General features: G+C 32.7%; 21 protein-coding genes. 20 read left to right on the top strand and 1 reads right to left on the bottom strand.

Translation table 11 applies throughout. From position 1 onward, the window contains the following. Positions 1–29: 29 nt before the first annotated feature. From A6J68_RS07635 to A6J68_RS07550, 18 genes are all read left to right on the top strand, one after another. Positions 30–1,487: an LCP family protein gene (locus A6J68_RS07635; protein ID WP_105253172.1), complete on the top strand. Its 1,458-nt coding sequence runs from the start codon at positions 30–32 to the stop codon at positions 1,485–1,487. Positions 1,488–1,492: 5 nt separating this feature from the next. Next, positions 1,493–2,224 (top strand): capsular polysaccharide biosynthesis protein Cps4B, encoded by a 732-nt coding sequence (gene cps4B, locus A6J68_RS07630; protein WP_000565380.1) that lies wholly within the window; start codon positions 1,493–1,495, stop codon positions 2,222–2,224. Positions 2,225–2,232: 8 nt separating this feature from the next. Next, on the top strand, positions 2,233–2,925 hold the full coding sequence (locus tag A6J68_RS07625) for a Wzz/FepE/Etk N-terminal domain-containing protein (protein WP_001033073.1): 693 nt from the start codon (positions 2,233–2,235) through the stop codon (positions 2,923–2,925). Positions 2,926–2,935: 10 nt separating this feature from the next. Continuing rightward, a complete protein-coding gene (locus A6J68_RS07620; RefSeq protein WP_000197398.1) occupies positions 2,936–3,625 on the top strand; it encodes a tyrosine-protein kinase in 690 nt (229 codons plus the stop codon). Between the two features lie 12 nt (positions 3,626–3,637). After that, entirely contained in the window at positions 3,638–5,026 is a 1,389-nt protein-coding gene (locus A6J68_RS07615) for a sugar transferase (RefSeq protein WP_105253171.1), read from the top strand. Between the two features lie 23 nt (positions 5,027–5,049). Further along, the gene (gene pssD, locus A6J68_RS07610; RefSeq protein WP_000686634.1) at positions 5,050–5,499 is read left to right on the top strand and encodes a PssD/Cps14F family polysaccharide biosynthesis glycosyltransferase; all 450 of its coding nucleotides are present in this window, start codon (positions 5,050–5,052) and stop codon (positions 5,497–5,499) included. Continuing rightward, the gene (locus A6J68_RS07605; RefSeq protein ID WP_000578448.1) at positions 5,499–5,972 is read left to right on the top strand and encodes a glycosyltransferase; all 474 of its coding nucleotides are present in this window, start codon (positions 5,499–5,501) and stop codon (positions 5,970–5,972) included. Before pssD ends, A6J68_RS07605 begins: the two co-directional genes overlap by 1 nt. Further along, entirely contained in the window at positions 5,969–7,114 is a 1,146-nt protein-coding gene (locus A6J68_RS07600) for a capsule biosynthesis protein CapK (protein WP_001233887.1), read from the top strand. The genes A6J68_RS07605 and A6J68_RS07600 overlap by 4 nt, the downstream gene beginning before the upstream one ends. Continuing rightward, positions 7,111–8,079 carry a glycosyltransferase family 2 protein gene (locus A6J68_RS07595; RefSeq protein WP_000660893.1) on the top strand — a complete coding sequence of 323 codons (969 nt, stop codon included), beginning with the start codon at positions 7,111–7,113 and terminating at the stop codon, positions 8,077–8,079. Before A6J68_RS07600 ends, A6J68_RS07595 begins: the two co-directional genes overlap by 4 nt. A 33-nt stretch (positions 8,080–8,112) precedes the next feature. Then, the gene (locus tag A6J68_RS07590) at positions 8,113–9,060 is read left to right on the top strand and encodes a glycosyltransferase family 2 protein (RefSeq protein ID WP_000591739.1); all 948 of its coding nucleotides are present in this window, start codon (positions 8,113–8,115) and stop codon (positions 9,058–9,060) included. 83 nt (positions 9,061–9,143) lie between these two features. Continuing rightward, positions 9,144–10,100, top strand: coding sequence for a glycosyltransferase family 52 (locus tag A6J68_RS07585; RefSeq protein WP_000181211.1), 957 nt, complete (start codon positions 9,144–9,146; stop codon positions 10,098–10,100). Continuing rightward, positions 10,097–11,497 carry an oligosaccharide flippase family protein gene (locus A6J68_RS07580; RefSeq protein ID WP_001093065.1) on the top strand — a complete coding sequence of 467 codons (1,401 nt, stop codon included), beginning with the start codon at positions 10,097–10,099 and terminating at the stop codon, positions 11,495–11,497. Before A6J68_RS07585 ends, A6J68_RS07580 begins: the two co-directional genes overlap by 4 nt. Continuing rightward, positions 11,497–12,522, top strand: coding sequence for an N-acetylneuraminate synthase (gene neuB, locus A6J68_RS07575; RefSeq protein ID WP_000262516.1), 1,026 nt, complete (start codon positions 11,497–11,499; stop codon positions 12,520–12,522). The genes A6J68_RS07580 and neuB overlap by 1 nt, the downstream gene beginning before the upstream one ends. A gap of 76 nt (positions 12,523–12,598) precedes the next feature. Then, a complete protein-coding gene (neuC, locus tag A6J68_RS07570; protein ID WP_000717640.1) occupies positions 12,599–13,753 on the top strand; it encodes a UDP-N-acetylglucosamine 2-epimerase in 1,155 nt (384 codons plus the stop codon). Next, positions 13,750–14,379 carry an acetyltransferase gene (locus A6J68_RS07565; protein WP_000727601.1) on the top strand — a complete coding sequence of 210 codons (630 nt, stop codon included), beginning with the start codon at positions 13,750–13,752 and terminating at the stop codon, positions 14,377–14,379. Before neuC ends, A6J68_RS07565 begins: the two co-directional genes overlap by 4 nt. A 10-nt stretch (positions 14,380–14,389) precedes the next feature. After that, the gene (gene neuA / locus A6J68_RS07560; protein ID WP_000802345.1) at positions 14,390–15,631 is read left to right on the top strand and encodes an N-acylneuraminate cytidylyltransferase; all 1,242 of its coding nucleotides are present in this window, start codon (positions 14,390–14,392) and stop codon (positions 15,629–15,631) included. A gap of 113 nt (positions 15,632–15,744) precedes the next feature. Further along, complete coding sequence (locus A6J68_RS07555; protein WP_001209321.1) at positions 15,745–16,230, top strand: hypothetical protein; 486 nt, start codon at positions 15,745–15,747, stop codon at positions 16,228–16,230. Positions 16,231–16,328: 98 nt separating this feature from the next. Continuing rightward, positions 16,329–16,982: a uracil-DNA glycosylase gene (locus tag A6J68_RS07550; RefSeq protein ID WP_000682955.1), complete on the top strand. Its 654-nt coding sequence runs from the start codon at positions 16,329–16,331 to the stop codon at positions 16,980–16,982. Positions 16,983–17,047: 65 nt separating this feature from the next. Here A6J68_RS07550 and plsY read toward each other — a convergent pair whose 3' ends face one another. Beyond that, on the bottom strand, positions 17,048–17,686 hold the full coding sequence (gene plsY / locus A6J68_RS07545) for a glycerol-3-phosphate 1-O-acyltransferase PlsY (RefSeq protein ID WP_001021321.1): 639 nt from the start codon (positions 17,684–17,686) through the stop codon (positions 17,048–17,050). A 113-nt stretch (positions 17,687–17,799) separates the two neighbouring features. On the opposite strand from plsY, the gene parE reads away from it, so the two are divergent. Both parE and parC read left to right on the top strand, forming a co-directional pair. Next, entirely contained in the window at positions 17,800–19,749 is a 1,950-nt protein-coding gene (gene parE, locus A6J68_RS07540; RefSeq protein ID WP_000165915.1) for a DNA topoisomerase IV subunit B, read from the top strand. A gap of 133 nt (positions 19,750–19,882) precedes the next feature. After that, positions 19,883–22,342, top strand: a complete 2,460-nt coding sequence (parC, locus tag A6J68_RS07535; RefSeq protein ID WP_000065521.1) for a DNA topoisomerase IV subunit A — start codon at positions 19,883–19,885, stop codon at positions 22,340–22,342. The last annotated feature ends 109 nt before the right edge of the window (positions 22,343–22,451 follow it).

Below are 22,451 nucleotides of genomic sequence, written 5' to 3'. Positions count from 1 at the left end.
AAGGCTTTTTTAAGTATTGGAGAATTACAATGTCTAATCATTCGCGCCGTCACCAAAAGAAACACTCACATACACCTCTACGGGTGATTAATTTATTTCTTTTGTTGATTTTTATTTTGTTAAGTGTAGTCTCATTATTTCTTATGTATCGTCACCATTTTTTGGCATTTAGACACTTGAACGTCATTTATGGAGTTGTAATTATTTTAATCATTTTAGCAAGTTTATTTCTTTGTATTAAGAATAAAGCTAGAATTTTTACAACTATAATTTTAGTACTATCCTCTATTTTCGTTGCTACTACTTTATATGGATTTAAGTCAACCATTGATTTGACAAATAATCTAAATAAAACTGCTTCATACTCTGAAATTGAGATGAGTGTAGTTGTACCAAAAGATTCTAAAATAACCAATATAGAAGCTGTCAGCAAATTAGCCGCACCAGTTAAAAACGATACTTCAAATATTACTGATTTGATAGAACATATAAAATCAGAAAAAGGAATCTCTATTACACCACAAAAAACAGATTCTTACCAGGATGCATACAATAGAATTAAAAATGGTGATAGTCAAGCTATGGTTTTAAATAATGCTTATGTTAGCTTAATTGAACTTAGTACCCCTGATTTTAAATCGCAGATAAAAACGATTTATACTTACAAAATTAAGAAAAAAATTAATCGTAAAAATACTAATCATAAAGAAGGGGTATTTAATATCTATATTAGCGGTATTGATACTTTTGGCTCTATATCAACAGTATCAAGATCTGATGTAAATATTATTATGACGGTTAATACCAATACCCACAAAGTATTGTTAACGACAACACCACGAGATGCCTATGTAAAAATTCCAGATGGTGGGGGCAATCAATATGATAAATTAACCCATGCAGGTTTGTATGGTGTTGAGACATCAATGAAAACACTTGAAAACCTTTACGACATCAACCTTGATTATTATGCTAGAATTAATTTTTCATCATTTTTAAAATTAATAGACCTCTTGGGAGGAGTGACAGTTTATAACGATCAAGCTTTTACAAGTAAACATGGTAATTTTGACTTTCCTGTTGGTCAAGTAACATTGAATTCTGAGCAGGCTTTGGGCTTTGTTAGAGAACGTTATTCTCTACAAGGAGGCGATAACGATAGAGGTAGAAATCAAGAAAAAGTGATTGCAGCTATTATAAATAAGTTAGCTTCTAGTCAGTCAGTAACAAAATTAAATAGCATTACCTCACAGCTCCAAACGTCCGTTCAAACTAATATGACTATTGATAATATTAATGATTTGATTAACAATCAATTGTCAACTGGACAACGCTTCACTGTCGAGTCACAAGCATTAACTGGTCATGGTTCAACGGGTGAACTCCCTTCATATGCAATGCCAGGAGCTCAACTTTATATGATGTCAATTGATCAATCTAGCTTATCTAATGCAAAATCAAAAATTAAGAACACAATGGAGGAATAACAAGAATGATTGATATTCATTCTCATATCGTTTTTGATGTAGATGATGGGCCCAAAACGCTTGAAGAGAGTTTATCTTTAATAGAAGAAAGTTATCGACAAGGTGTTAGAATAATTGTTTCGACATCACATAGAAGAAAAGGTATGTTTGAAACACCTGAAGATATTATCTTCAAAAACTTTTCTATAGTTAAACACGAAGCGGAAAAAAGATTTGAACATCTTCAAATCTTATATGGTGGAGAATTATACTATACAAGTGATATGTTAGAAAAACTGAAGTTAAAGCAAATTCCAACTTTAAACAATACGAAATTTGCTTTAATTGAATTTTCTATGCAAACTTCTTGGAAAGATATTCATACAGCTTTGTCAAATGTTTTAATGCTTGGTATTACACCAGTCGTTGCGCATATAGAGAGGTATAACGCTTTAGAGAATCAAAAAGAACGGGTGAAGGAAATTATTAATATGGGGTGTTACACACAAATAAATAGTTTCCATATTTTGAAACAAAAACTTTTTAATGATAAGCATAAACGCTTTAAGAAAAGAGCCCGTTATTTTTTAGAGGAAAATTTAGTGCATTTTGTAGCGAGTGATATGCATAACCTTGATGTTAGACCGCCATTTTTAGCAGAAGCTTATAAGATTATCTGTAGAGATTTCGGTAAAGAACGTGCTAACCAACTTTTTATTGAAAATGCTCAATCTATATTAAAAAACCATTACATTTAGGAGATTTCATGAATAAAATAGCTAATACAGAAGTTGAAATAAATATATTCAACCTTTTAAAAAAATTGTGGAAAAAGAAATTTTTAATCACATTTGTTGCCATTGCGTTTGCAACAGCTGGACTTTTCTATAGTCTTTTTATTGTTACGCCACAATATACTTCTTCAACAAGGATATATGTCATTAACCCTAATACCCCTAATAATAGTATTACTGCACAAGATCTACAAGCGGGGAGTTTTCTTGCAAATGACTATAAGGAGATTATTACGTCTACTGACGTTCTAGAAAAAGTTATTTCTTCTGAAAAATTGAATTATCCTTCGTCTCAGTTGCTACAAAAAATAACAGTTTCTATTTTAAAAGATACACGTGTTATTTCAATATCGGTCGAAGATGCTAATCCAAAAATGTCTCAAAAATTAGCAAATTCAGTTAGAGAAGCAGCAGTTTCAAAAATCAAGGCAGTTACTCAAGTAGAGGATATCACTACTCTTGAGAAGGGAAATTTACCTAAAGCACCATCTTCTCCTAATATTAAAAAGAATGTACTAATCGGGTTTATTGTTGGTGCAGGATTATCAACTATTGTTTTAGTTATTATGGGGATTTTGGATGATCGTGTTAATACTGAAGAAGATATTGAAAAGGTCTTAGGACTTACTTCTTTAGGTATAGTACCAGATTTGAATAAACTTTAAGGAGAATATAATGACTCGTTTAGAAATAGTTGATAGCAAGTTAAGACAAGCAAAAAAAACAGAAGAATACTTCAATGCGATCCGTACAAACATACAGTTTAGTGGAAAGGAAAATAAAATTCTTGCAATTGCCTCTGTTAGGGAAGGGGAAGGAAAATCCACTACTTCAACAAGTTTAGCTTTATCTTTAGCTCAAGCAGGATTTAAAACATTATTAATTGATGCGGATACTAGGAACTCTGTTATGTCTGGAACCTTTAAAGCAACTGGAACTATTAAAGGCTTGACGAATTATTTATCAGGTAATGCAGATCTTGGAGATATTATCTGTGAAACCAATGTTCCTAGACTGATGGTCGTTCCTTCAGGAAAAGTACCACCAAATCCAACAGCATTACTTCAGAACGCTTATTTTAATAAGATGATTGAAGCTATTAAAAATATATTTGATTATATTATCATCGATACTCCACCTATTGGTTTAGTTGTTGATGCCGCAATAATCGCTAATGCTTGCGATGGTTTTATTTTAGTAACCCAAGCAGGCAGAATAAAACGTAATTATGTTGAAAAAGCAAAAGAACAGATGGAACAAAGTGGTTCAAAGTTCTTAGGTATTATTCTTAATAAAGTTAATGAATCTGTTGCTACTTACGGCGATTATGGAAATTACGGAAAAAGGGATAGAAAAAGGAAGTAAGGGACTCTGGTATTGAAAGAAAAAGAAAATATACAAAAGATTATTATAGCGATGATTCAAACAGTTGTAGTTTATTTTTCTGCAAGTTTGACATTAACATTAATTACTCCCAATTTTAAAAGCAATAAAGATTTATTGTTTGTTCTATTGATACATTATATTGTTTTTTATCTTTCTGATTTTTACAGAGATTTTTGGAGTCGTGGCTATCTTGAAGAGTTTAAAATGGTATTGAAATACAGCTTTTACTATATTTTCATATCAAGTTCATTATTTTTTATTTTTAAAAACTCTTTTACAACGACACGACTTTCCTTTTTTACTTTTATTGCTATGAATTCGATTTTATTATATCTATTGAATTCATTTTTAAAATATTATCGAAAATATTCTTACGCTAAGTTTTCACGAGATACCAAAGTTGTTTTGATAACGAATAAGGATTCTTTATCAAAAATGGCCTTTAGGAATAAATACGACCATAATTATATCGCTGTCTGTATCTTGGACTCCTCTGAAAAGGATTGTTATGATTTGAAACATAACTCGTTAAGGATAATAAACAAAGATGCTCTTACTTCAGAGTTAACCTGCTTAACTGTTGATCAAGCTTTTATTAACATACCCATTGAATTATTTGGTAAATACCAAATACAAGATATTATTAATGACATTGAAGCAATGGGAGTGATTGTCAATGTTAATGTAGAGGCACTTAGCTTTGATAATATAGGAGAAAAGCGAATCCAAACTTTTGAAGGATATAGTGTTATTACATATTCTATGAAATTCTATAAATATAGTCACCTTATAGCAAAACGATTTTTGGATATCACGGGTGCTATTATAGGTTTGCTCATATGTGGCATTGTGGCAATTTTTCTAGTTCCGCAAATCAGAAAAGATGGTGGACCGGCTATCTTTTCTCAAAATAGAGTAGGTCGTAATGGTAGGATTTTTAGATTCTATAAATTCAGATCAATGCGAGTAGATGCAGAACAAATTAAGAAAGATTTATTAGTTCACAATCAAATGACAGGGCTAATGTTTAAGTTAGAAGATGATCCTAGAATTACTAAAATAGGAAAATTTATTCGAAAAACAAGCATAGATGAGTTGCCTCAATTCTATAATGTTTTAAAAGGTGATATGAGTTTAGTAGGAACACGCCCTCCCACAGTTGATGAATATGAAAAGTATAATTCAACGCAGAAGCGACGCCTTAGTTTTAAGCCAGGAATCACTGGTTTGTGGCAAATATCTGGTAGAAATAATATTACTGATTTTGATGAAATCGTAAAGTTAGATGTTCAATATATCAATGAATGGTCTATTTGGTCAGATATTAAGATTATTCTCCTAACACTAAAGGTAGTTTTACTCGGGACAGGAGCTAAGTAAAGGTAAGGTTTGAAAGGAATATAATGAAAATTTGTCTGGTTGGTTCAAGTGGTGGTCATCTAGCACACTTGAACCTTTTGAAACCCATTTGGGAAAAAGAAGATAGGTTTTGGGTAACCTTTGATAAAGAAGATGCTAGGAGTATTCTAAGAGAAGAGATTGTATATCATTGCTTCTTTCCAACAAACCGTAATGTCAAAAACTTGGTAAAAAATACTATTCTAGCTTTTAAGGTCCTTAGAAAAGAAAGACCAGATGTTATCATATCATCTGGTGCCGCTGTAGCAGTACCATTCTTTTATATTGGTAAGTTATTTGGTTGTAAGACCGTTTATATAGAGGTTTTCGACAGGATAGATAAACCAACTTTGACAGGAAAATTAGTGTATCCTGTAACAGATAAATTTATTGTTCAGTGGGAAGAAATGAAAAAAGTTTATCCTAAGGCAATTAATTTAGGAGGAATTTTTTAATGATTTTTGTCACAGTGGGGACACATGAACAGCAGTTCAACCGTCTTATTAAAGAAGTTGATAGATTAAAAGGGACAGGTGCTATTGATCAAGAAGTGTTCATTCAAACGGGTTACTCAGACTTCGAACCTCAGAATTGTCAGTGGTCAAAATTTCTCTCATATGATGATATGAACTCTTACATGAAAGAAGCTGAGATTGTTATCACACATGGCGGCCCAGCGACGTTTATGTCAGTTATTTCTTTAGGGAAATTACCAGTTGTTGTTCCTAGGAGAAAGCAGTTTGGTGAACATATCAATGATCATCAAATACAATTTTTAAAAAAAATTGCCCACCTGTATCCCTTGGCTTGGATTGAAGATGTAGATGGACTTGCGGAAGCGTTGAAAAGGAATATAGCTACAGAAAAATATCAGGGAAATAATGATATGTTTTGTCATAAATTAGAAAAAATTATAGGTGAAATATGAGGAAATATCTAGATTTAGATTATTCTTTATTTTATGCTCTTTGGGTACTTATTTTAGTACCAAACCAATGGTATCAGTTTTTAATTATTACCATTATAGTTCTATTATTACTTTGGAAGAGTGAGTTTAGAATATCTATAAGCAATTCTTCAATACTATTTCTGCTTTGGTTATTTATTTATTTATTTGCAATACTCATTAGAGGTACTCAAGAGGATATAACGTTTCAGCGATTTATTGCTGAGCTATTAAAACTAATTAGTACAGGATATGCTTTATTTTTTTATAATTATTATAGAAAAGCTGATTTTAATAGTTCAGTTGTAAGGAATGTGGTAAAGGTTAACTATTTTGTGTTGTTTCTTATAACAGTTTTATATTTATTTTTTCCTATGCTGAAGCCAACTTTATTTGGAAGAGAATTGTTTTCAATAGAGTGGTTTCCACATATGAGAATAAGACTTGCGGCATATTTTGAATATGCTACACTAATTGGTCAGTTTATTTTATTTTCTTATCCCATACTTTTTTTGAAACCCCAAAAACATATGGAAAATATTTTAATATCCTTACTGTTGACTATATGTTCATACTTTTCTGGCGCTAGAATACTATTGGTCTGTATGTTGGTTTTATTAGCTTCGCTTCTTTTAGATTATATCCTTTTTAAAACTAATTTGAAATTGACCAAGAAAAACACTTTTATACTTGGTATGACTTTCTTATTTATCACCGCTTGTTTTTCTTATAACATATGGTCAATAATTGAAAAAATAATTATGTACAGAAACCAAAGTACTATCACTAGGATGATAGTTTATCAAGAAAGTATTATTGAAGTTCTAAAAGGAAATATTTTATTTGGACAGGGTATAAGGATTCCATCAAGTGAAGGAATATTCCTAGGATCGCATTCTACTTATATTAGTGTCTTTTACAGGACTTCTTTATTAGGAATTGTTCTTTATTTTTCTGCCTTTATACTTTTATATAAAGAAGCGATTTCAAAAAATTATAAAATCTACAGATTATTTTTTTATACGTTATTATGTTACACGCTCTTTGAGGAAATAGATCCTAATCATTGGAGTATTGTATTATTATTCTCAACTTTTGGTATAGTGGGAAGGGCTAAAAAATGAAAGAAAAAGTAACAGTCATTATACCTATATACAACTCAGAAGCATACCTTAAAGAATGTGTGCAATCCGTACTACAACAGACTCATCCATTGATAGAAGTTATACTAATTGATGATGGATCCACTGATAATAGTGGAGAAATTTGTGATAATTTATCTCAGGAAGATAATCGCATACTTGTATTTCATAAAAAAAATGGAGGGGTCTCTTCGGCAAGGAACCTAGGTCTAGATAAATCCACAGGAGAATTCATAACATTTGTGGATAGTGATGATTTTGTAGCACCGAATATGATTGAAATAATGTTAAAAAATTTAATCACTGAGAATGCTGATATAGCAGAAGTAGATTTTGATATTTCGAATGAGAGAGATTATAGAAAGAAGAAAAGACGAAACTTTTATAAAGTTTTTAAGAATAATAACTCTTTGAAAGAATTTTTATCAGGTAATAGAGTGGAAAATATTGTTTGTACAAAATTATATAAAAAAAGTATAATTGGTAACTTGAGGTTTGATGAGAACTTAAAAATTGGTGAGGATTTACTTTTTAATTGCAAACTCTTATGTCAAGAGCACCGTATAGTCGTAGATACGACTTCTTCCTTATATACTTATCGAATTGTAAAAACTTCTGTAATGAATCAGAAATTCAACGAAAACTCATTAGATTTTATAACAATTTTTAATGAAATAAGTAGTTTGGTTCCTGCCAGATTAGCTAATTATGTTGAAGCGAAATTTTTAAGAGAAAAGATAAAGTGTCTCCGAAAAATGTTTGAATTAGGTAGTAATATTGACAATAAAATCAAAGTACAACGAGAGATTTTTTTCAAAGACATTAAATCATACCCGTTCTATAAAGCGGTCAAATACTTATCATTAAAGGGATTATTAAGCTTTTATTTAATGAAATGTTCACCTAAACTATATGTTATGGCATATAGAAGATTTCAAAAACAGTAGCTGGAGAAATTTGGAAAGAGAATTTATAACTTCATGATAAAGAAAATTGAAAAGGATTTAATAAGTGTAATTGTACCTATTTATAATGTTGAAGATTATTTAGTTGAATGTATAGAAAGCCTTATTGTTCAAACATATCGAAATATTGAAATATTATTGATTAATGATGGTTCGACGGATAATTGTGCAACAATTGCCAAAGAATTTTCTGAAAGAGATTGTAGAGTTATCTATATAGAAAAGTCGAATGGTGGGTTGTCAGAAGCTAGAAACTATGGAATTTATCATTCAAAGGGAAAATACTTAACTTTTGTTGATTCAGATGATAAAGTTTCCTCTGATTACATAGCGAATTTGTATAATGCTATTCAAAAACATGATTCGTCTATAGCTATCGGTGGCTATTTAGAATTTTATGAAAGACATAATAGCATAAGAAATTATGAATATTTAGACAAAGTGATATCAGTTGAAGAAGCACTACTAAACATGTATGACATTAAAACTTATGGTTCAATTTTTATTACTGCATGGGGAAAATTATTCCATAAATCTATATTCAATGATTTAGAATTTGCATTAAATAAGTATCATGAGGATGAGTTCTTTAACTATAAAGCATACTTAAAAGCTAATTCTATAACATACATAGACAAGCCTCTCTATCATTATCGTATACGAGTAGGTAGTATCATGAATAATAGTGATAATGTTATAATTGCTAGAAAGAAACTTGATGTTTTATCAGCATTAGACGAGCGAATAAAACTTATAACAAGTTTACGTAAGTATTCCGTTTTTTTACAAAAAACAGAAATATTTTATGTCAATCAATATTTTAGGACTAAAAAATTTTTAAAACAACAATCTGTAATGTTTAAAGAAGATAACTATATCGATGCTTATAGAATGTATGGACGGTTACTTAGAAAAGTGAAGTTAGTTGATAAATTAAAACTTATAAAAAATAGGTTTTTCTAGAAATGGCTGTTTAATAGTTGTAATGTGAGTGACCACGAATTGTTGGATAACTATCAAAAAGACTAATTTAGGGGAAAAATAAAATGACTAATTTTGTTTGTCATACTTTATACCATCTACTGATTACTATAATAAAGTTAAAAGATAAAGAAAATACTAGAATATTTATTTGTGACACTATCACGGATTATGAAACTTGGGTAAAGATATTAAATGATCAGGGAATAAGAACTGAATCATTTAAAGAGTTTGCTTATCGGGAGCAGTTACAAAATAAAAATATTGAAGAAGTGATGGAGCTTGTAGATTCAGACTTAAATCACTACTTTGAGAGAGTAGATACACAAGTCTATCTATTTAATGATGATACTTTAATAGGTCGCTATATGGTGTATTTAGGTAAAAATTATCATCTAATTGAAGATGGTTATAACTGTTTTCAAGCCAAGTTATTCTTGGGTGGTTCTGTCGTAAAACGAGTAATTAAAACTTACTTATTTAAAAAGTATGTTCCGTATGGTTTTTCAAAATATTGTCTCTCAATTGAGGTTAATTCTTTAGTGGGGTTACCTCATGACATAAGGAGTAAGAAATATAAAGAACTACCGAGAAAAAAATTATTTGATAGTCTTAACAAAGAACAAAAATCACTGATTTTCAAAATATTTAAAACAAAACCATTAACTATAACTCCAAAGTCAGTATTATTGTTGACACAGCCACTTGCACAAGATAAATGTTATAAAACACCTACAGAGAGGTTTCAAAGTATTCAAGAGCAATACGATTATTTTGACGATATTGTCCAGGAATATAGAACGTTAGGGTACAATGTTTATTTAAAAGTTCATCCTAGAGATGTAGTAGATTATTCCAAATTGCCGGTAGAGCTATTACCATCAAATGTTCCTATGGAAATTATAGAGTTGATGTCAACAGGTCGGTTCGAATGTGGGATAACACATTCGTCCACTGCGCTGGATTTTTTAACTTGTGTTGATAAAAAAATAACTTTAGTAGATCTGAAGGATATTAAATGAATACTAAGAAATTACTTCAATCTGGTTTTATTTATACACTCGGGAATTTATTGGTGCAAGGATTAGCCTTTATCACACTTCCCATCTATACTCGGGTTATCTCAACAGAAGTTTATGGCCAATATAGTTTATATGTCGCTTGGATGAATATTATTATGCTTTTTATTGGCCTTCAGACGAGCGGTTCTTTAAGTTCAGCCCGGGTCAAATACGGAGAAGAATTTAAAAGCTATTCAGGGAGTGCCTTTTCTGTAGGTAATATATGGTTTCTTATTATACTTTTGATAGCTTTTCTATTTAGAAGTTTTCTTGCACCATTAGTTGGTTTTTCTGAATCTATTTTTTTATTAATGGTGTGTCAAAGTTACGCTAGCTATGTGGTGACTTTCTTTGGTCAGTATTTTATACAACAACAGAGGAGTTTGGCTAATTTAATATTATCCTTAGCCAATGCAGTTTCATCTGTTGCACTATCTCTATTTTTAATTTTTCATTGGTCCGATGACTTTTTATCTAGGGTTTTTGGAGCTTTTGTTCCTACTATAATAACTGGAATAGTTGCCTTTGCTTATATTTATTATCATAGCAAATCTTTTTACAATCCTAAGTATTTTCGGTTCATTGTCACTGTGTCTGTTCCCTTGATTTTCCATTTGTTAGGACACCAGTTGTTGGGGCAATTAGATAGAATTATGCTAGCTCGTTTATACAATACTAAAGAAGTTGCAATGTATAGTTTCGGTTATTCGCTTGGAATGATTATTCAGATTGTTTTGAATAGTATTAATATGGCTTGGATTCCATGGTTTTTTGATGCTAGAAAAGAAAAATTACTGCAACTTTCAACTTATATTAGCCGTTATCTCTACTTAGGAGTTTTCTTAACATTAGGTTATTTGACTGTTTTTCCTGAGTTAGCTCAAATAATGGGAGGAGACAAGTATAGTAGTAGTGTTCAATTTATTTCTTTAATTATTGTCAGCTACTTTTTAGTTTTTCTCTATACATTTCCTGTAAATATCCAATTCTTCTATGCTAATACGACATGGATTCCTATTGGGACATTATTAGCTGCTGGTGTAAATTGGTTACTAAACCTTGTATTAATTCCTCATTATGCAGCCTATGGCGCTGCTATGGCTACAATAATATCTTATTTAGCCTTGTTGATTTTTCATCATATTGTTTCGAAAGTTAAATACCATTATTCAGATGTCTCAGTTAGGCAGTACATCATTTTAAGTGGTATAGTATTTAGTTATGCTATGTTAATGAACATGTTCCTAGATACTATCGTTATTAGATGGAGTTTAGGAATAATTATTCTTATAGTATATAGCATTGTTTTTCAAAAAGTCATTTTAGACTTATTGAGTAAAAAAAGAAGGAGAAGATAATGGTTTATATTATTGCAGAGATTGGTTGCAATCATAATGGAGATATTAATCTTGCGAAAAAAATGGTAGATGTTGCCGTGTCTTGTGGTGTTGATGCTGTTAAATTTCAGACTTTTAAAGCTGAGAAACTTATTTCTAAATTTGCTCCCAAAGCTGAATATCAAAAAGCAACTACAGGAACAGCAGACAGTCAACTTGAGATGACGAAACGTTTAGAGTTAAGCTTTGAAGAATACTTAGAAATGCGTGATTATGCAATTTCAAAAGGTGTGGAGACCTTTTCAACACCTTTTGATGAAGAGTCATTAGAGTTCTTAATTTCTACAGATATGCCAATTTACAAAATTCCATCAGGAGAAATCACTAATTTACCTTACTTAGAAAAGATTGGCAAGCAACAAAAGAAAGTTATTCTTTCGACGGGTATGGCGGTAATGGAAGAGATCCATCAAGCGGTGAATATTTTACGTCAGAATGGTACAACCGACATTTCTATTTTACATTGTACAACAGAGTACCCAACACCTTACCCCTCTCTAAATTTAAACGTTATTCATACTTTGAAAGATGAATTTAAAGATTTAACGATAGGTTATTCGGATCATTCAATTGGATCAGAAGTACCTATCGCAGCAGCAGCAATGGGTGCAGAAGTTATTGAAAAACACTTTACTTTAGATACTAATATGGAAGGTCCGGATCATAAAGCCAGTGCAACACCTGATATTTTAGCTGCTTTAGTTAAAGGGGTTCGCATTGTTGAACAAGCCTTAGGTAGATTTGAAAAAATCCCAGATCCAGTAGAAGAGAAAAATAAGATTGTTGCTCGTAAATCAGTCGTTGCTTTAAAACCAATTAAAAAAGGCGATATTTATTCAATAGAAAATATTACGGTGAAGCGCCCAGGTAATGGTATTTCTCCTATGAACTGGTATGACATCTTGGGACAAGAAGCGCAAGATGATTTCGAAGAGGATGAAGTTATTCGTGATTCACGCTTTGAAAATCAATTGCCCGAGTTATAATAACACCTAATTATAATCGGCAACAGATGTATTACACGGCTAAGATTATGTAATTACTATATATAGAAGGGATACGATGAAAAAAATTTGTTTAGTAACCGGATCGCGTGCTGAATACGGAATAATGAAGCCATTGATTCAAAGATTATCAAAAGATAAAGAAGTCAACTTACAAATTATTGCAACAGCAATGCATCTGGAAGAAAAGTACGGCTATACTTATCGTCAAATTGAAGAAGACGGTTTTGATATTGCTTATAAAGTTCCCTTACATCTTTATGATACTGACAGAAGAACTGTATCTACTGCAATGGCGCATTTACAACTAGGATTGACCAAAATTTTTGACAAGGAAGACTATGATCTAGTCATCATTTTAGGGGATCGTTACGAAATGTTACCAGTTGTGAATGTAGCGTTGATTTATAATGTCCCAGTATGCCACCTTCATGGAGGGGAGACCTCATTAGGCAATTTTGATGAGTATATTCGCCATGCAATTACTAAGATGAGTCACCTACACTTAGTCTCTACAGAGGACTTTCGTCAACGTGTGATTCAGATGGGAGAACAACCTCAATTTGTAATTAACACAGGAGCTCTCGGAGTGGAAAATGCTCTATCAATCCCTTCTCTAACCAAAGAAGCAATAGAAAAGCAATTAGGTATTGTACTAGAGGAATCCTATTTTGTTGTTCTCTATCATCCTGTTACTTTTGAACAAGGAAAAAGTGCTGGAGAACAGATGAAAGCGGTACTATCAGCCCTTTCTAAATTTGGTGTCCAGTGTCTATTTATAGGATCCAATTCAGATACTGGTTCTGATGATATTGCAAAGGCTATCAATACTTATTTGATAAATCATGAAAATAGTTATTGCTTTGCTTCTTTATCAACCCAACTTTATCATTCCTTAATTCGTCATTCACTAGGACTGATTGGTAATTCGTCTTCTGGTTTAATAGAAGTTCCTTCTTTGATGAAACCTACTCTTAATATTGGTGATCGCCAAAAAGGTAGGCTACATGGAGAAAGTGTAGTAAGTGTACCAGTCGAAACCCCCTCTGTATTGGAGGGATTATCAAAATTGAATGAAGTGACCAACTTTGACAATCCCTACTACAAAGAGAATGCTTCATCTATTGCATATGAAGCAATAAAGCTTTATTTGAAAGATGAACCTTCAATTTCCCAACCATTTTATGATTTAAAGGAGAATAATCTAAAATGAAAAAAAAGTTGGCATTTTTAGGCGCAGGAAGTCATGCTGATGCGATTGCTCCGGTTATTGATCCTCTTGTGTATGATTTCGTAGGTTTTTTTGATGATAAAGATATTACGGAGCATGATGGTTATCCTGTTCTTGGAAAACTTTATGATGTGCTACCTTACCTTGAAGATGGCTCAATAGATGCAGTATTTATTACAATAGGTGATAATGCTAAAAGGAAAGAACTATTTGAATATGTAGCAAAGGATTATTATGACTTTATTATTAACATCATTAGTCCCAATGCTTTAGTATTGACACCAGATAGTATTTGTGGGCGTGGTATCTTTATTGGTTTTGGGGCTTTTATAGGTTCTAAAGTGAAGCTGTTTGATAACAACGTTGTTAATACAGGAGCGCTCATTGAACATCATACTGTTGTAGAATCACACTGTAATATAGCACCTAATGCTACCATAAATGGTCTTTGTTATATTAGAGAAGAAGTTTATGTAGGTAGTGCCAGTGTTATTATTCAAACCTTGGATATTTCATCGTGTACGACAATTGGCGCAGGAGCTGTTGTTGTAAAAGATATTATAGAACCTGGAACCTATGTAGGGGTTCCAGCCAAAAAAATAAAATAAAGGATATGTTATGAAGCCAATTTGTATTATTCCTGCGCGATCAGGGTCAAAAGGATTACCAGATAAGAATATGTTATTCCTAGCAGGTAAACCCATGATTTTCCATACTATAGATGCTGCAATTGAATCTGGAATGTTTGATAAGAAAGATATTTTTGTTAGTACAGATTCAGAATTGTACAGAGAGATTTGTTTAGAACGCGGTATTTCAGTGGTGATGAGAAAACCGGAACTTTCAACTGATCAGGCAACTTCGTATGATATGTTAAAAGATTTTTTATCTGACTATGAAGATAATCAGGAGTTTGTGTTACTTCAAGTAACCTCTCCACTAAGAAAATCATGGCATATAAAGGAAGCAATGGAGTATTATTCTTCACATGATGTTGACAATGTTGTAAGTTTTTCTGAAGTTGAGAAACACCCTGGTCTGTTTACGACATTGTCTGATAAAGGCTATGCTATAGATATGGTGGGAGCAGATAAAGGTTATCGTCGCCAAGATTTACAACCTTTATACTATCCGAACGGCGCTATTTTTATTTCTAATAAAGAAACTTACTTAAGGGAAAAAAGCTTTTTCACCTCTAGGACATATGCTTATCAAATGGCAAAGGAATTTTCATTAGATGTTGATACGAGAGATGATTTTATCCACGTCATCGGTCACCTCTTTTTCGATTATGCCATTAGGGAAAAAGAGAATAAAGTTTTTTATAAAGAAGGCTATAGTCGTTTGTTCAATAGAGAAGCTTCAAAGATAATTTTAGGTGATTCAAAAACGATATCTATCTCACTAGAAAATTACCATAATTATTCCCAAGGTGGTGTAACATTAGCAACGATGTTGGAAAACTTACCTAACTTTTTGACAGCTAATGTAACAGAGGCTTTTGTTTCTATAGGGGTAAATGATCTCATTACAGGTCATAGTGTGGAAGAAATATTCAGCAATTTCCAAAAACTCTACTCATTATTAGCTGAGAATAAAATAAAGATGAGATTGACAACTATTGCTTACACCCTTTTTAGAGAAACTGTCAATAATGCAGATATTGAGAAAATCAATCAATGGCTAACAGAATTTTGTTATCAAAATCAGATTCCACTGTTAGATATTAATAGATTTTTATCAAAGGATGGTAATCTAAATTATCATTTAACTAGTGATGGATTACATTTTACTCAAGAGGCTAATGATTTGTTACAAAGTCAATATCAATTATTTGTAGACGAAGTTAAAACCTTATAATATTTATTTTATAAAATTATTCATCTTATTTTTGCGATTTCAATAGTGATATGGTATATTTAAAGTAAGCTACGTATAGTTTTACCAGTCAGAAATAGTAAGGATGGTTGAGTATGAGAGAAACTGAAACACACGATCACCAAGCGCTAATTCAAAAATTGTTAGTCAGTATTCATTATTTAACCTTGTTTCGTGATGAAATTATATTAGTAGAAAAAACCCCATCTTTACTGGGGAAACATTTTTCTATTGCTATTGTGCAGAATGAACTAGGTGAGATACTTTCTAAAATAGAAGCTTTGAGTAAGCAAAAAAAACTGATTCGTTCTATTTATTGGTATGATGAATCGTCATTTAAAGTCATGAATAAGGCTCTGGCTATTGTAGAAGAATGGATTAAGGGCTTAGATAATCTTTTAGAATTCTGTCAATCACAGACGGTTTTTCAAGCAATTTTAGGTGATGAACGTGCACATGTATTTGGAATCCTTATTGATGTTTATACTTCTTTAAACATTATAAATACTTCTTTGAAAGAAGAAAATTCTAGACCAGTGTCCTTATCTGATTTGGCTCTAGGTCTTAAGGACGAAGATTAATAAAAAAACGTTACTGCTTTGAATGAATAAAGCAGTAACGTTTTTTATAAAATATTGCTATACTAGTAATACAGATATCTAAAAGTAAGGAGTTATAAATGAAACATTCCAGTTGGCATGATTTAATAAAAAGAGAACTACCCAATCATTACTACAATAAAATTAATACATTTATGGATGCAGTTTACGAAAGCGGAATCGTTTATCCTCCAAGAGATAAGGTGTTCAATGCCATACAGATAACACCACTAGAAAACGTAAAAGTAGTGATTATTGGCCAAGATCCTTACCATGGCCCTCAACAAGCTCAAGGACTCTCATTTTCTGTTCCAGACAATTTACCAGCTCCTCCTTCACTTCAAAATATTCTAAAAGAATTAGCAGAAGATATTGGGTCACGTTCACATCATGACTTAACATCATGGGCGCAACAAGGAGTGCTGCTATTGAATGCTTGTTTAACAGTTCCAGAACACCAAGCTAATGGTCATGCTGGGCTTATATGGGAACCTTTTACTGATGCTGTCATCAAAGTGGTTAACCAAAAGGAAACCCCAGTAGTCTTTATTCTGTGGGGTGGCTATGCTCGAAAGAAAAAGTCGCTAATTGATAATCCTATTCATCATATTATTGAGAGTCCTCATCCGAGTCCCCTATCTGCTTATCGTGGTTTCTTTGGTAGCAGACCTTTTTCTAGAACAAATCATTTCTTAGAAGAAGAAGGAATAAATGAGATTGATTGGTTAAATTAGAAGGGAAATCTACTCTCGAAACATTGTTAGTCTTATAATAAAAAACCGCTAGTAGCGGTTTTTTATTATTTATTTTTTTGTTTACTTAGGTTTAAGCCAAACGGAACCAAATTTTCTTGCCTTTTTCGAATACGTTTGATATTATCCTGATGTCGGATAATAATCGTGAGGGCCATTAAGATAACCACAGTGGTAAATATCCAGTCATAGTCCGTTAATATAAAACCTACTAATGGAAAAATTAAGACACTAAGGATACCTACGACAGCTACTGTAATACTGGATAGCGAAATCATGCTAAAAAGATAAAGCGTTAATAAAAAGATCACTAATAAGTAAAGGAAAAAAGAAGGTGCAAATCCTAGCAAAACCCCAGCGCTTGTAGCAACGGCTTTCCCACCTTTGAATTGTGCAAAAATAGGGAAAGTGTGACCTATAATAGCAAAAAAACCGATAAAAAATGGAGATACTGTCGTTACACCTAATATGATAGGAATAAGTGTTGCTAGAGTCCCTTTTAAAATGTCAATAGTCAAAGTGACAATGCCAGCTTTTACACCTAAAATACGGAAGGTGTTCGTGGTGCCAGTATTACCACTACCGTGTTGACGAAGATTGACTTGGTAAAAATATTTACCAATCCAAAGCCCAGTTTGGATAGAGCCTAACAGATAGGCAATGATAATCATAATTATAATATTCATACCCTTATTATAACATAAGCATAAAAGTCTTTTTGCTATTTTTAAAAAAATAATTTTGCAAAAACAGCAAAAAACTTGTAATATAAAAAAGATGAAAAAATTTGGAGGTCACTTTGACTAAACAAGATATAACAGTGACGAATTATGGCGACGATGCTATTCAAGTCTTAGAAGGATTAGATGCTGTTCGTAAGCGTCCAGGGATGTATATCGGTTCCACAGATGGAACTGGTTTACATCATTTAGTGTGGGAAATTGTAGATAATGCAGTTGATGAAGCTCTATCAGGTTTTGGAAATCGCATTGATGTGATTATTAACAAAGATGGGAGTATAACTGTTACAGACCATGGACGTGGTATGCCAACTGGAATGCATGCTATGGGAAAACCTACTGTTGAAGTCATCTTCACGGTGCTTCATGCAGGTGGAAAATTTGGACAAGGTGGTTATAAAACATCAGGTGGTCTCCATGGTGTTGGATCATCTGTAGTTAATGCTTTGTCTTCTTGGTTAGAAGTTGAAATCATTCGCGACGGAGCTATTTACAGACAACGTTTTGAAAATGGTGGTAAGCCCGTTACAACTCTGAAAAAAATTGGCACGGCACCAAAATCAAAATCTGGAACTTCTGTCAGCTTTATGCCAGATCAATCAGTATTTTCAACGATAGATTTTAAGTTTAATACAATTGCAGAGCGCTTAAAGGAATCTGCCTTTCTCTTAAAAAATGTTACTTTAACCTTAACAGATAATCGTTCAGAAGAAGCAGAGCATCTAGAATTTCATTATGAAAACGGTGTTCAAGATTTTGTAGAGTATTTAAATGAAGATAAAGAAACGTTGACACCAATCATGTTTTTCGAAGGTGAAGAACAAGAATTTCATATCGAAGTTGCTTTGCAGTATAATGATGGTTTTTCAGATAATATCCTTTCTTTTGTCAATAATGTTCGTACTAAAGATGGTGGAACACATGAAACTGGCTTGAAATCAGCTATTACAAAGTCTATGAATGACTATGCACGTAAAACAGGACTTCTTAAAGAAAAAGATAAAAACCTTGAAGGTTCTGATTATCGTGAGGGGCTATCAGCCATTTTATCTATTCTTGTACCTGAGGAGCACTTGCAATTTGAAGGTCAAACTAAAGATAAACTAGGAAGTCCCTTAGCACGACCAATTGTTGATGGTATTGTTTCTGAAAAGTTAACTTACTTTCTTATGGAAAATGGAGATTTAGCATCTAATTTAATCCGTAAGGCAATAAAAGCACGTGATGCGCGTGAAGCTGCACGTAAAGCACGTGATGAAAGTAGGAATGGGAAAAAGTCGAAAAAAGATAAAGGTCTACTTTCTGGAAAATTAACCCCTGCACAATCAAAAAATGCTAAGAAAAATGAACTCTATTTAGTCGAAGGAGACTCTGCAGGTGGCTCTGCTAAGCAAGGTCGTGATAGAAAGTTTCAAGCTATTTTACCGTTGCGAGGAAAAGTATTGAATACAGCTAAGGCAAAGATGGCTGATATTATAAAAAACGAAGAAATTAATACAATGATCCATACCATTGGTGCAGGTGTTGGTCCTGATTTTAATCTTGACGATATTAATTATGATAAAGTTATCATTATGACCGATGCTGATACTGACGGAGCTCATATTCAGACACTATTATTAACTTTCTTTTATCGCTATATGAGACCTCTTGTTGAAGAGGGACATGTCTATATTGCTTTGCCACCTTTGTATAAAATGTCAAAAGGAAAAGGTAAGAAAGAAATTGTTGAGTATGCTTGGACGGATATAGAGTTAGAAGAATTACGACAAAAATTTGGTAAAGGCTCACTATTACAACGATATAAAGGGCTTGGAGAAATGAATGCCGATCAATTGTGGGAAACCACTATGAACCCTGAGACAAGGACATTAATTCGTGTAACAATTGAAGATTTAGCAAGAGCAGAACGTCGAGTTAATGTCTTGATGGGTGATAAAGTTCCTCCAAGACGCCAATGGATTGAAGATAATGTCAAGTTTACTTTAGAAGAGAATACAGTATTTTAATAAAGAGCCTTGGTTATTCATGTTTTATAGTGTACAAGTAATATTGTATGCGTTAGACAAGAGAGCCAATCATTCATTTCAAATAAGTGGAAAAATAATACTAAGCCACTCCAACTAGGAGAAAATTAAAAATATGTCTAATATTCAAAATATGTCCCTTGAGGACATTATGGGAGAGCGTTTTGGGCGCTATTCTAAGTATATCATTCAAGAACGGGCGTTGCCGGATATTCGTGATGGCTTAAAACCTGTTCAACGTCGAATCCTTTATTCAATGAATAAAGATGGTAATACTTTTGAAAAGGGATTTCGCAAATCTGCAAAATCAGTCGGTAATGTTATGGGGAATTTCCATCCTCATGGGGATTCCTCTATCTATGACGCGATGGTTCGTATGTCTCAAGATTGGAAAAATCGTGAGACATTGATTGAAATGCACGGAAATAATGGTTCTATGGATGGAGATCCTGCGGCAGCTATGCGTTATACGGAAGCCCGTCTATCAGAAATTGCTGATTATCTTCTTCAAGATATTGATAAGAATACTGTACCCTTTGCGTGGAATTTTGATGATACAGAGAAAGAACCAACTGTTTTACCAGCTGCCTTTCCTAATCTTTTAGTCAACGGAGCAACAGGAATATCTGCAGGCTATGCGACAGATATTCCACCACATAATTTAGCAGAAGTCATTGATGCTGTCGTGTACATGATTGATCACCCTAAAGCTAAATTAGATAAATTAATGGAATTTCTACCTGGTCCAGATTTTCCAACTGGCGCTATCATTCAAGGAAAAGATGAAATTCGTAAGGCATATGAGACTGGTAAGGGGAGAGTAGCGGTTCGCTCGCGAACTGCTATTGAAACCTTAAAAGGTGGTAAGAAACAAATTATTGTTACTGAAATTCCTTATGAAGTTAATAAGTCAGTTTTAGTAAAACGAATCGATGATGTTCGTGTTAATAATAAAGTTCCAGGAATAGCAGAAGTGCGTGATGAGTCTGATAGAGATGGCCTTCGTATCGCTATTGAGCTCAAAAAAGAAGCCGATGAAACAATTGTCTTAAATTATCTTTTTAAATATACAGACCTACAAGTTAATTATAATTTCAATATGGTTGCTATTGATGACTATACCCCTAAGCAGGTGGGTCTATCAAGAATATTAACTAGCTATATCGCTCACCGAAGAGAAATTATTATTGCTCGTTCAAAATTTGATAAAGAAAAAGCCGAAAAACGTCTCCATATTGTTGAGGGACTGATTAGGGTTCTTTCTATTTTGGATGAAGTGATTGCATTAATTCGTGCTTCTGAGAATAAAGCTGATGCGAAAGAGAATTTGAAGGTCAGCTATGAGTTTTCAGAAGCTCAAGCAGAGGCTATCGTCACATTGCAATTATATCGTCTCACAAATACTGATATTGTGACGTTGAGAGAAGAAGAAGAAGAACTTCGTCAACAAATCACAATGCTCAAGGCAATTATTAGTGATGAACGTACGATGTATAACGTAATGAAACGTGAGTTACGTGAGGTCAAAAAGAAATTTGCCAATACTAGACGTTCTGAACTTCAAGAATTAGCTGAAACTATTGAAATCGATACTGCAAGTTTAATTATCGAAGAGGACACATACGTCAGTGTTACTAGAGGCGGATATGTAAAACGCACCAGCCCTCGCTCTTTCAATGCATCAACCGTTGATGAACTTGGTAAGCGAGAAGATGACGAATTGATATTTGTGAGCAATGCAAAGACTACCCAACATTTATTGATGTTTACTAACCTTGGTAATCTTGCTTATCGTCCAGTTCATGAATTAGCTGATATTCGATGGAAAGACGTTGGTGAACATTTATCACAAAATCTTGTTAACTTTGCTTCAAATGAAGAAATTATTTATGCTGAATTAGTAGATGATTTTACTAAAGAAACTTATTTTGCTGTCACTAGTTTAGGGCAAATAAAGCGTTTTGAACGTCAAGAAATCAGTCCATGGCGGACATATAAGTCAAAAACAGCTAAATATGCTAAGTTAAAAAATGTAGATGATTACGTTGTGACTGTTGCTCCTATCCAATTAGAGGATGTTATACTTGTCACTTATAATGGTTATGTGTTGAGATTTAGTATAAATGATGTACCAGTCGTTGGTAGTAAAGCCGCAGGTGTAAAAGCGATGAATTTAAAAGATAGTGATCACATCGTATCTGCATTTATAGCTAACACCACAAGTTTATATTTATTAACTCATAGAGGAAGTCTTAAACGAATGGCCATTGATGTTATCCCCACAACTAGTCGTGCTAATCGAGGACTTCAAGTTCTTCGTGAATTGAAATCCAAACCGCATCGCGTTTTTAAAGCAGGACCTGTATATTTAGAGGATTCATCTTTTGAATTTGATTTATTTAGTTCAGTATCGAATCATGAAGGAGATACTTTCGTACTTGAGATTATGTCTAAAACAGGAAAAGTTTACGATGTTGATTTAAGTCAATGGAGTTTTTCTGAACGTACAAGTAATGGCTCTTTTGTATCTGATAAGATTTCTGACGAAGAAGTATTCTCAGTTAAAATTAAGTAAAAACATATTTGTGTTTTTACTAGTTTGGTAATTTATCTGAATTTTACAAATAATATTGAAAAAATAATGATAATAGCGTACAATAGTTAGAAACCCAAAGAAAGAGGTA

The sequence above is a fragment of the Streptococcus sp. 'group B' genome (genome assembly GCF_002073795.1).
Lineage (GTDB): Bacteria > Bacillota > Bacilli > Lactobacillales > Streptococcaceae > Streptococcus > Streptococcus agalactiae.
This window is presented reverse-complemented; position numbering and strand designations above follow the sequence as displayed.

Excerpts from the sequence above, each read along its gene's own strand:
- A6J68_RS07565 (WP_000727601.1), top strand. The coding sequence starts at position 13,750 with ATGAAAAAAAAGTTGGCATTTTTAGGCGCAGGAAGTCATGCTGATGCG.
- A6J68_RS07580 (WP_001093065.1), top strand. The coding sequence starts at position 10,097 with ATGAATACTAAGAAATTACTTCAATCTGGTTTTATTTATACACTCGGG.
- neuB (WP_000262516.1), top strand. The coding sequence starts at position 11,497 with ATGGTTTATATTATTGCAGAGATTGGTTGCAATCATAATGGAGATATT.
- pssD (WP_000686634.1), top strand. The coding sequence starts at position 5,050 with ATGAAAATTTGTCTGGTTGGTTCAAGTGGTGGTCATCTAGCACACTTG.
- neuC (WP_000717640.1), top strand. The coding sequence starts at position 12,599 with ATGAAAAAAATTTGTTTAGTAACCGGATCGCGTGCTGAATACGGAATA.
- A6J68_RS07595 (WP_000660893.1), top strand. The coding sequence starts at position 7,111 with ATGAAAGAAAAAGTAACAGTCATTATACCTATATACAACTCAGAAGCA.
- neuA (WP_000802345.1), top strand. The coding sequence starts at position 14,390 with ATGAAGCCAATTTGTATTATTCCTGCGCGATCAGGGTCAAAAGGATTA.
- A6J68_RS07625 (WP_001033073.1), top strand. The coding sequence starts at position 2,233 with ATGAATAAAATAGCTAATACAGAAGTTGAAATAAATATATTCAACCTT.
- A6J68_RS07555 (WP_001209321.1), top strand. The coding sequence starts at position 15,745 with ATGAGAGAAACTGAAACACACGATCACCAAGCGCTAATTCAAAAATTG.
- A6J68_RS07585 (WP_000181211.1), top strand. The coding sequence starts at position 9,144 with ATGACTAATTTTGTTTGTCATACTTTATACCATCTACTGATTACTATA.
- A6J68_RS07605 (WP_000578448.1), top strand. The coding sequence starts at position 5,499 with ATGATTTTTGTCACAGTGGGGACACATGAACAGCAGTTCAACCGTCTT.
- A6J68_RS07620 (WP_000197398.1), top strand. The coding sequence starts at position 2,936 with ATGACTCGTTTAGAAATAGTTGATAGCAAGTTAAGACAAGCAAAAAAA.
- A6J68_RS07635 (WP_105253172.1), top strand. The coding sequence starts at position 30 with ATGTCTAATCATTCGCGCCGTCACCAAAAGAAACACTCACATACACCT.
- plsY (WP_001021321.1), bottom strand. The coding sequence starts at position 17,686 with ATGAATATTATAATTATGATTATCATTGCCTATCTGTTAGGCTCTATC.
- A6J68_RS07550 (WP_000682955.1), top strand. The coding sequence starts at position 16,329 with ATGAAACATTCCAGTTGGCATGATTTAATAAAAAGAGAACTACCCAAT.
- parC (WP_000065521.1), top strand. The coding sequence starts at position 19,883 with ATGTCTAATATTCAAAATATGTCCCTTGAGGACATTATGGGAGAGCGT.
- A6J68_RS07590 (WP_000591739.1), top strand. The coding sequence starts at position 8,113 with ATGATAAAGAAAATTGAAAAGGATTTAATAAGTGTAATTGTACCTATT.
- cps4B (WP_000565380.1), top strand. The coding sequence starts at position 1,493 with ATGATTGATATTCATTCTCATATCGTTTTTGATGTAGATGATGGGCCC.
- A6J68_RS07600 (WP_001233887.1), top strand. The coding sequence starts at position 5,969 with ATGAGGAAATATCTAGATTTAGATTATTCTTTATTTTATGCTCTTTGG.